This window comes from Paenibacillus barengoltzii NBRC 101215, from assembly GCF_004000745.1.
Taxonomy (GTDB): Bacteria; Bacillota; Bacilli; order Paenibacillales; family Paenibacillaceae; genus Fontibacillus; species Fontibacillus barengoltzii.
In genome coordinates this window covers 75359-84696 of sequence record NZ_BILV01000009.1, presented here as the reverse complement: position 1 = coordinate 84696, position 9338 = coordinate 75359, and the positions used below count along the sequence as shown (strand labels likewise).

Here is a 9338-nt window from a genome sequence, read left to right as displayed (position 1 = left end):
AAAGGGAGCGACGTACGGGCTGGTGACTCAACGGGATAATGGTGGAAAAGGGGCAGTACAGGCTTTGGTCCCCCTAGGCTTGTAAGCGCTTCAAAAAAACTCTTGTCATCCCCAAAGTCCCTTGTTATAATCGCATTGAAAAGCTTTTCAAACCGAGGATGCCAACGATGAACAAAAACAAAAGCAAACCAACGATCCGTGATGTTGCTAAAAAGGCGGGGGTCTCCATCAGTACGGTTTCGCGCGTCATGAACGCGCCGGCTACAGTGGTGGAGAGCAAGCGAAAGCGCGTGCTGGCGACGATCCAGGAATTGAATTACCAGCCGAACGCTTTTGCCCGCGGACTGATTTACAAGAAGTCTTTTACCTTAGGATTGTTAATTCCCGATATTGAGAACATGTATTACGCGGGAATGATCCGGGGAATGCAGGATGCCTGCAACAAGCTGGGGTACAGCCTGATGATCTGCAACACGGACCGTGATAAGGAGCGGATGTTGTCGTATATCGATACGTTTCATGAGAAGCAGGTGGATGGGATCGTATTTGCGAGCGACAAAATGTTTCCGGAGTACTACGAGAAACTGCTCGGTTGCCGCATCCCTTGTGTCATGGTGTCATCCCATTCGGACGAATACGATATTCCGTGCGTCGAAGTTGACGATGAGGCTGCAGCTTATGACGCAGCCGTTTACCTTATCGAGCTTGGTCATCGCCAAATCGGTATGATTGGCTTTAATCACGACAATTCCATTTCTGGCCCGCCGCGATTCGCCGGGTTTGTTCGGGCCATGAGGGAATACGGACTGACATCGAATATTGAACACGTGAAATTTGCCAGTCACTATTTTGAGCATGCGTATCAGGCGGCACACGAGCTGTTTACTGAGCATCCTGATTTGACCGCGGTGTTCTGCGTAGCCGACGAATTTGCCATGGGGACGATTTCGTATCTTCGAGACCGACACATTCTCGTCCCGGGGCAGGTGTCCGTCATTGGCTTTGACAATCACCGAATGGCAAGCATGTATATTCCTAAGCTGACCACGATATCCCAACCTATCTATGATCTTGGCCACCGTGCCGCAGAGAAGCTGCATGAACTGCTAACTACCGGGAGTGTGGCGGTGCCCAGAGAGATTCTCCAACACAAGCTGATCGTCAGAGAATCCTCGCGGGAAAGAGCCACGATTTAACCAAGTAATTACACACACAACGCAACAAACACACAACGTTACAACATACTCACAACGCAATACAACTCACACATCGCAACACAACACACGTAATAGAAACTACTCACACATTCCAACACCATCACATGAACAATAGTTGAACAGAATTATGAAAAGCTTTTCAAAAAAACGGAACATTCCGGCTGGGCAGGTCATACATTTATACCAAAATGAAAACGGATACATGCCTATTTTTATCGTTGATTGTTGTTGAAAGGCTTGATTAAGGGGGTGATTCGCCGAAAGCGAATAAGGGTCAGTCAGACCTAAGATGGTTGTTCCTAAATCATATCGAAGGGGATGAAAGGGTCAATGAAAAAAAGATCAAAATGGAGTTCTTTATTGCTCGTGAGCGGGTTATCGTTCACACTTCTCCTCAGCGCCTGCGGCGGAGGGAACAATGCGGCAAACAATGAACCGACAGCTCCGGCGAATACGGGGAACACGGAACAGAATACAAATGATACTGCCGCAACCAATGACAGTTCTTCCACTGGCTCTCCGCTCGAGCTGGCGTTGAAAGGTGAATATAAAGGGACGAAAGTGACGATGTTTGGCCCGTTCGTAGATGCTGACCAAGTGAAGTTCGAGACCAGCATCAAAGAGTTTGAAGAGAAAACAGGGATCGATATTCAATACGAGGGCTCCAAAGAGTTCGAAGCGACCATTAACGTCCGTGTAGACGGCGGCAACGCCCCTGACATCGCGGACTTCCCGCAACCGGGTCTGCTGGCTGCCGTGGCCAAGACCGGTAAGGTCATCGATCTGAACAACATTCTCGACCAGGAGAAGCTGAAGGCGAACTACAACCAAAGCTGGCTCGACATGGCGACGATGGAAGATAAGGATGGCAAGCAAATCATGGCGGGCGTTTGGAACCGCAGTAATGTAAAGAGCCTGGTATGGTATCCGAAGAAGCAATTTGAGGAAGCGGGCTATACGATTCCGCAAACTTGGGATGAGCTGATGGCACTAACGGAGCAAATCGCTAAGGATGGCGACACCGCTTGGGGGATTGGTATTGAAAGTGGTGCGGCAACAGGCTGGCCGGCTACCGACTGGGTAGAAGACATCATGCTCCGTACGACTTCGCCGGAAAACTATGATAAATGGGTTAGCGGCGAACTGCCGTTCACTTCCCCTGAAGTGAAGCATGCTGTTGAAGTGATGTCAGAAATCTGGATGAACCCAGATTACGTATACGGCGGCACGAAGTCGATCGTCACGACCGCATTTGGGGATTCGGCGTTGCCGATGTTCGACAACCCGCCGAAAATTTGGCTGCATCGTCAAGCGAACTTTATCACTAGCTTCTTCCCGGAAACGGCGAAGATCGATGAAGACTACGACTGGTTCTACCTGCCGCCGATCGACGAGCAATACGGGAAGCCGGTGCTGGTAGCTGGCGATATCTACGCGATGTTCAACGATCGTCCTGAGGTTCGTGCGGTGATGGAATTCTTTACAACGGGTGAATCGATCAAATCATGGGTACAATCCGGCGGCGTCATCGCTCCGATGAACGATGCTTCGCTTGACTGGTATACTTCCGAGGCCGATCGTCGTATGGCTCAACTTGTGCAAGAAGCGACAACGCTGCGTTTTGACGGCTCTGACCTGATGCCGGGTAAAGTAGGTGCCGGTACCTTCTGGAAAGGCATGACCGACTACGTGAGCGGTACGTCCACACTGGATGAAGCGTTGGCGCAAATTCAGGAAGGCTGGAACAACTAAGTCAATTCTGAACTGCGATCTAAACGATAACTGAAGCACCGCGGAGGGGCGCGCGAGCCGAAACGTGGGTTCCGGCACACACGCCCTTTCCTTTTTCATCCATTAAGCTGGTTCAAGATGTAACGCTCACAAACCATTTAGGAGGGGTCATGATGAGTTCAGAGGCCAAGCGAATCGTCAGCCTGAGGGCCGTGCTCTTCACCCTGATTGTCCTGGTTGCGAATGCTGCCGGACACGGCCTGATCTTCCGCTTCTTCCGCGACTCGACGCTGAATCCGCTGCTGACCGCGATCTTCGCTGTTTTATGGGGCGTGCTCGGCGTGTATTTGCTATTTTATACCTTTAACTGGGCGGTGGAGCAGTATCCGGAGCAAGTGCGGCGGAAGGTGTTGCCGTATATTTTCATCGGTCCGGCCGTAATTTTGCTGGGATGGCTGTTGGTGCTGCCCGCCGTACGGACGTTGTATCTGAGCTTCTTTAACGCTTCGTCGGAGAAATTCGTTGGGCTCGCCAACTATGCGGCGATCTTCACCGATAAGCTGATGGGGACGGCGCTGCGCAACAACCTGTTGTGGGTATTCCTCGGCACGCTTGCTTGCGTCACGCTTGGGCTGTTGATTGCCATCCTTGCCGACCGCAGCAGCTACGAGAAGATTGCCAAGTCGATTATTTTTATGCCGATGGCGATCTCGTTTGTGGCAGCGGGCGTCATCTGGAAGTTCGTTTATTATTATCAGCCCGGTGACCAGCAAATTGGTCTGCTTAACGCTATCGTCACTGCTTTCGGAGGAGAAGCACAAGCCTGGACCAGCATGCTGCAGCCGTGGAACAACCTGTTTCTTATTCTGATCCTGATCTGGATGCAAACCGGGTTCGCCATGGTGATTTTCTCTGCGGCGATCAAAGGCGTTCCGGAGGATATTTTGGAAGCGGCGCGAGTAGACGGGGCCGGTGAGATTAAAATCTTTTTCCAAATCATCATCCCGTATATCTCAGTGACGATCTTGACGGTGACGACAACCATCATCGTGTTTACGCTCAAAATTTTCGATGTAGTCATGGTCATGACTGGCGGACAATACGGGACTGAAGTGGTGGCCACGCAGTTCTATCGGCAATTCTTCATGTACCGTAACTTCGGGTACGGGTCCACGCTGGCGATCGTCTTGCTGATTGCTGTCACACCGGTCATCTTCTTTAATCTGCGGCAGATCCGCAAGCAGGGGGGATTCTAATGGCGGGCACGAAATTGCGTAAGCGCAAACGCGGTAAAACGATCGTTAATCTCGTTCTCGGCCTCATCTGCTTGGTGTGGCTCATCCCGACGCTGGGATTGCTGATCTCATCTTTCCGTCCGGCGGCAGACATCTTGCAAACCGGTTGGTGGAACGTATTCCCGCACAAGGCATGGACGAACGCGGAGACGATTCAGCTTTCCAAAGATATCGATTTGCGTGAACCGATTGAAGTGAACGGGGAAACCTACAGCGACGATGAACTGAAAGCCGGGGTTGTGAAAGACGGACAACGGATGATCTGGGAAAATCGCCGGGCCCGTACGATTAACGTCCAGGAGCAGGGCTGGGAGTTCAAACCGGCGTTGACGTTGGAGAACTATAAAAACGTGCTGTCCGGTAAGGAATACAAGCTGAAGCTCGCCGACGGCAGCGAATCGATTCAGAGAGGGACCGGATTGTCCCAGGCATTCTGGAACACGCTGACGATTGCCGTTCCGGCCACGGTGATTCCGGTGCTAATCGCTTCATTTGCAGCCTATGCGTTTGCTTGGCTGAGATTCCCTGGCCGCAAAACCCTGTTTGTGGTGATCATCGCGATGCTGGTCATTCCGCTGCAGGTTGCGCTGATCCCGGTGCTGAAGGATTATACTGCGCTGGGCTTAAACGGCAGCTATTTGGGGATCTGGCTGGCACATACCGCCTTTGGTTTACCGCTTGTCACGTACTTTATGTATAACTTTATCAGCCAGTTGCCCAAAGATTTGTTTGAGTCGGCCTTTATCGATGGGGCGAGTCATTTTACGATCTTCTCCCGGCTCATCCTGCCGTTGTCGGTGCCGGCGCTCGCTTCGATCGGGATCTTCCAGTTCCTGTGGGTCTGGAACGACTATCTGGTATCGCTGATCTTTATCGGCAACCAGCCGAGCGTACAGGTGATGTCGATGAAGATCGCCGATCTCGTAGGTTCAAGAGGCAACGATTGGCATTTGCTGACGTCCGCCGCATTTATTTCAATGCTGATGCCGCTCGCGATCTTCTTCCTCCTGCAGAAGTACTTTGTTAGAGGGCTGATGGGAGGCTCGGTGAAAGGATGAACGAGGAGCTTACGGAGAATCTGTCTCCCGATCCGGAGTGGAATCTGGTTGAGGAGGCTTACGACGAGAAAGACAATCAGCGCATGGAGAGCTTGTTTTCCTTAGGCAATGGATATTTTGGAATGCGCGGTTATTTTGAGGAGGGGTACCACGGTAAGAAAGGAGCCTCGGTGCGGGGCAGCTATGTGAACGGATTTTATGATACCGCACCGATCCATTATCCGGAGGGGGCGTACGGGTATCCGACCGAAGGCCAGGCAATGCTGAATGTGACGGACGCTGGGATTATCCGGCTGACTGTGGAAGGCGAATCTTTTCATCTGAACCGGGGACAGGTGCAGGTTTACCGAAGAGTGTTGGATATGCAAAACGGTGTGTTGCACAGGCTGGTGGAATGGGAATCCCCAGCCGGACACCGCGTGCGGATTGAGATCCACCGCCTGGTGTCGTTAACTCATCGGCACCTGGCGGCGATCCACTATGAGGTGACGGCGCTAAACTTCGCCGGCACCGTCTCGATCTGCTCGGCGATGGACGGAGACATCGCCGAGGCGGAAGGGGCGGCGGACCGGGGCGGGGACCCCCGCCTGGGGGCGCGCCGCACGGAGCCCAGCCTCCTGTTCGAGGAGGCGGGGAGCGACGGGCGCGGCGGCGGCTGGCTGAAGCAGCGCACGCGGCGCAGCCGCTTCGCGCTGCTGACGGCGGTGAGCCACCAGCTGGAGCTGCCGCCGTCAGCCGCGTTCGGCCTGTCGGAGCAGCAAGACGGGCCGTGGTTTTCGGTGCAGTACGACGTGTCGCTGCGCCAAGGGGAGAAGGTGTCGCTGAGCAAGTTCATCAGCGTTCATACGTCCCGGGATACCCGGGAGGAAGAGCTGCGGATGCGAAGCGCGGAAGAGCTGCGCTTGGCCGTCAGCCGCGGCTTTGACGGACTGGCCAAGGAGCAGCGCGCTTACCTGGACGCGTTCTGGCACCGCGCCGACGTGGAAATTGCCGGTGATCCCGCGCTCCAGCAGGGGCTGCGGTTTAACGCGTTTGGCCTGCTGCAGTCGGCCGGTCGCGACGGCAGAACCAGCATGGCCGCGAAGGGGCTCACCGGCGAAGGGTACGAAGGGCATTATTTCTGGGATACTGAAATGTACGTGTTGCCCTTCTTCACCTTCACGACGCCGGAGATCGGCCGGGCCTTGCTGGAGTTCCGCTACCGCACGCTGGAGCAAGCGCGGCAGCGGGCGCAGGTGATGTCGCAGCGGGGCGCGCTGTATCCGTGGCGAACAATCGGCGGCGAAGAGAACTCCGCCTATTTCCCGGCGGGCACCGCCCAGGCGCATATTAACGCCGATATCGCGTACGGCATCCGCCAATACGTCCAGGCGACGGGGGACGAGGATTTTCTCGTGCGCCAAGGCGCAGAAATCCTGTTCGAGACGTCGCGGTTCTGGGTGGATCTGGGCCATTATAACCCGGCCCGTGGCGGCGCCTTCTGCATCGACGGCGTGACCGGGCCGGATGAGTATACCGCGTTGGTGAACAACAACGCCTATACAAATCTCATGGCCCGCGAGCACCTGCGGTATGCCTGTGAGACGGCGAAGCTGCTGCGCGAGCGATACCCTATGGAATACGCCCGGCTGGCGCGGAAGATCGGTCTTACCGAGGAGGAACTCCGCGAGTGGCAGCGGGCGGCGGACAAGATGTACGTCCCGTATGATTCGGAATTGGGGATATACGCGCAGGATGATACATTTTTGTCCAAGCAGAAATGGGATTTCGCTGGCACGCCACCCGAAAAATATCCATTGCTGCTCCACTATCACCCGCTTGTGATTTACCGCCATCAGGTGCTGAAGCAGGCGGATCTGGTGATGGTGTTGTTTTTGCTGAGCGAGCAGTTTTCGACTGAGGAGAAAATCCGCAACTATCGGTATTACGAACCGCTGACCACGCATGATTCGTCGCTGTCGCCATGCATCCATAGCATCGTTGCCGCCGAGATTGGCGATCTGAAGGCGGCTTACGACTACTTCAGCCGGACGGTGCGGATGGATCTCGATGACGTGAACGGCAATGCCAAAGACGGCTTGCATACCGCAGCGATGGCGGGTTCATGGATGGCGGTGGTGAACGGGTTTGGCGGGATGCGGTTAGTTGGCGGCGAGTTAAGCTTTCATCCAGTGTTGCCACCGCCATGGAGCAGCTGCCGGTTTAAAGTGATGTATCGGGGGCAGCTGTTGGAAGTATTCTTCGACCGGGAACAGGTCGTGTACACGCTGCGCGAAGGAGAGGGGCTTGTGATTCGGCACGAAGGAGAACCGATGTCGATTCACTCCGGAGAAGCTGTTCGACGTACGTTAGCGGCGAATCATCCCTCCTCTGGCGGCCACCTGGTCAGTTAACGGAGCGCCAAATCAACCGATTGAATTCGGCATTTAGCTCAATAAAATCGCTGGCGTGTGAAAACGCCGTGAACATAAGCGACCCCTTTGCATAAAACAAAGGTGGCCGCTTTTATTTTGCATGGCAGAAGGGAGGAAAAAAGAACTTAAGGTGTTTTGTACCCTGACGCAGCGATAACTGCGGCGTTATGATAGGGAAGGATCAAGCTGGAAGGGTTGATCCAATGTTGGAGATCTTTAACTCATGATGAATAGGAGGTGGAGCACGATGTATCTCAACAATTTAGACATTGCGAAGCAGCATATTCGGGACCTTAGTCAGGAGTTGGATCGTTGCTTGCTGGCTGAGCAAATCCGGCGCAGGGAGCGGGAGAAGCCCAAAAATGAGCGGACCAAAGTCCCCATAGGTTTCAACTCGGTACTGGTTACCATCCTCACCAGGATGAGAAAGCGGCTGTAACCTCGAACCCTCCCTCCGACAAGTCCCCCATTTTAGAAAAGGCCGCCCCTCGTAAGGAACGGTCCTTCGCTTCGCAACGTTTTTATCTAATTATCCGTTGGTGTATGTCGTAAGTTCCCGGTTCTGACGTTACTAGTGTTCATCTGGATTTCCGCGTCCGAGAGGACTGATATAGCTCTGTGATGAGCCGCAGCGACTTGAGGCCTTCTTCGCCGTCAATCGCAAAGCGAGTTCCTGTTCGGACGCGGTCGTAAAAGTCGGCAATTAACAACCGATGGCTGGAGCCCCAGTAGGATTTACCGATGATTTGTCCTGCGTCATTCAGGTTCGTCGGCGGTTCGCACACCAGGCTCTCCCGACCGCCCTGGGTTAAATACAGGCAATCGTCCCGCTGCCGCAGCGTGCCGCCTTCAAACACCAGCTCCAGTTCAACCGGGGAATTGGTGAGATACGCGTTGGTGGCGTAAAACAACCCGCGAACACCGTTCGCAAACAGGAGTCGGGCATGCGCCGTATCCTCCACTTCGATCACATCCCCAAGGGCGTCGGCGGTGACGCTGCCCTGGATGGAGAGAACTTCACCGCCGAACCATTGGAGCAGGTCAAGCGTATGGATCGCCTGGTTGATCAACACACCGCCGCCTTCCGTCGACCAGCGGCCTCGCCATGGGCTGTCGGTGTAATAGGCTTCGTCCCGCTGCCAGGTGACGATGCCCTTCAGACAGATGAGCCGGCCCAGCGTGTTTGATTCCAGGAATTCGCGGATTTTTTGGGACGAGGCATTATAACGATTCTGAAAAACAACGCCCAGCTGCGCCTCGCTGCGCCGAGCTTCTGCCACCAGGTTCTCCGCCGCTTGCAAAGCATGGGCGAGCGGTTTTTCCGTCAGCACATGTTTGCCGGCGCGGAGCAGCTGCGTCGCCATTTCCGCATGCAGGTGGTGAGGTGTACAGAGGTGGACGACTTGAATATCGTCACGTTCCAGCAAGGTCAGGTAATCACTTGCAGCTTCACAGGAAAATGTCGCTGCGGCCTGCTCTGCCTTGGCGGGATCGCGGTCGACAACCATTTTCAGCTTCACGCCGTCAAGTTGCTGTAACGCCTCGGCATGCAGCGGGAAAATCGCACCGCAGCCAATAATCGCCGCGCCGATCGGTTCTTGCATCGTCATGTATGGTCCCTTC

General features: G+C 54.4%; 7 protein-coding genes. 6 read left to right on the top strand and 1 reads right to left on the bottom strand.

Annotated features, from left to right (window positions below):
* The first annotated feature begins 167 nt into the window (after positions 1–167).
* The 6 genes from PBA01S_RS03850 to PBA01S_RS03825 all read left to right on the top strand — a co-directional run bounded on the left by PBA01S_RS03850 (position 168) and on the right by PBA01S_RS03825 (position 8154).
* Entirely contained in the window at positions 168–1196 is a 1029-nt protein-coding gene (locus PBA01S_RS03850; RefSeq protein WP_127575383.1) for a LacI family DNA-binding transcriptional regulator, read from the top strand.
* Between the two features lie 351 nt (positions 1197–1547).
* Positions 1548–2969 (top strand): ABC transporter substrate-binding protein, encoded by a 1422-nt coding sequence (locus PBA01S_RS03845; protein WP_028539249.1) that lies wholly within the window; start codon positions 1548–1550, stop codon positions 2967–2969.
* Between the two features lie 149 nt (positions 2970–3118).
* Positions 3119–4204: a carbohydrate ABC transporter permease gene (locus tag PBA01S_RS03840; RefSeq protein ID WP_371859495.1), complete on the top strand. Its 1086-nt coding sequence runs from the start codon at positions 3119–3121 to the stop codon at positions 4202–4204.
* Complete coding sequence (locus PBA01S_RS03835; protein WP_028539247.1) at positions 4204–5301, top strand: carbohydrate ABC transporter permease; 1098 nt, start codon at positions 4204–4206, stop codon at positions 5299–5301. Before PBA01S_RS03840 ends, PBA01S_RS03835 begins: the two co-directional genes overlap by 1 nt.
* The gene (locus tag PBA01S_RS03830; RefSeq protein WP_127575382.1) at positions 5298–7694 is read left to right on the top strand and encodes a glycoside hydrolase family 65 protein; all 2397 of its coding nucleotides are present in this window, start codon (positions 5298–5300) and stop codon (positions 7692–7694) included. Before PBA01S_RS03835 ends, PBA01S_RS03830 begins: the two co-directional genes overlap by 4 nt.
* A 268-nt stretch (positions 7695–7962) precedes the next feature.
* Positions 7963–8154, top strand: coding sequence for a hypothetical protein (locus PBA01S_RS03825; protein ID WP_016313270.1), 192 nt, complete (start codon positions 7963–7965; stop codon positions 8152–8154).
* Between the two features lie 139 nt (positions 8155–8293).
* Here the strand turns inward: PBA01S_RS03825 and PBA01S_RS03820 are convergent, their stop codons facing one another.
* Complete coding sequence (locus PBA01S_RS03820; protein ID WP_127575381.1) at positions 8294–9325, bottom strand: Gfo/Idh/MocA family protein; 1032 nt, start codon at positions 9323–9325, stop codon at positions 8294–8296.
* Positions 9326–9338 lie beyond the last annotated feature (13 nt).

Coding starts and splice junctions, on each gene's coding strand:
- PBA01S_RS03830 (WP_127575382.1), top strand. CDS start 5,298: ATGAACGAGGAGCTTACGGAGAATCTGTCTCCCGATCCGGAGTGGAAT.
- PBA01S_RS03850 (WP_127575383.1), top strand. CDS start 168: ATGAACAAAAACAAAAGCAAACCAACGATCCGTGATGTTGCTAAAAAG.
- PBA01S_RS03845 (WP_028539249.1), top strand. CDS start 1,548: ATGAAAAAAAGATCAAAATGGAGTTCTTTATTGCTCGTGAGCGGGTTA.
- PBA01S_RS03820 (WP_127575381.1), bottom strand. CDS start 9,325: ATGACGATGCAAGAACCGATCGGCGCGGCGATTATTGGCTGCGGTGCG.
- PBA01S_RS03835 (WP_028539247.1), top strand. CDS start 4,204: ATGGCGGGCACGAAATTGCGTAAGCGCAAACGCGGTAAAACGATCGTT.
- PBA01S_RS03840 (WP_371859495.1), top strand. CDS start 3,119: ATGATGAGTTCAGAGGCCAAGCGAATCGTCAGCCTGAGGGCCGTGCTC.
- PBA01S_RS03825 (WP_016313270.1), top strand. CDS start 7,963: ATGTATCTCAACAATTTAGACATTGCGAAGCAGCATATTCGGGACCTT.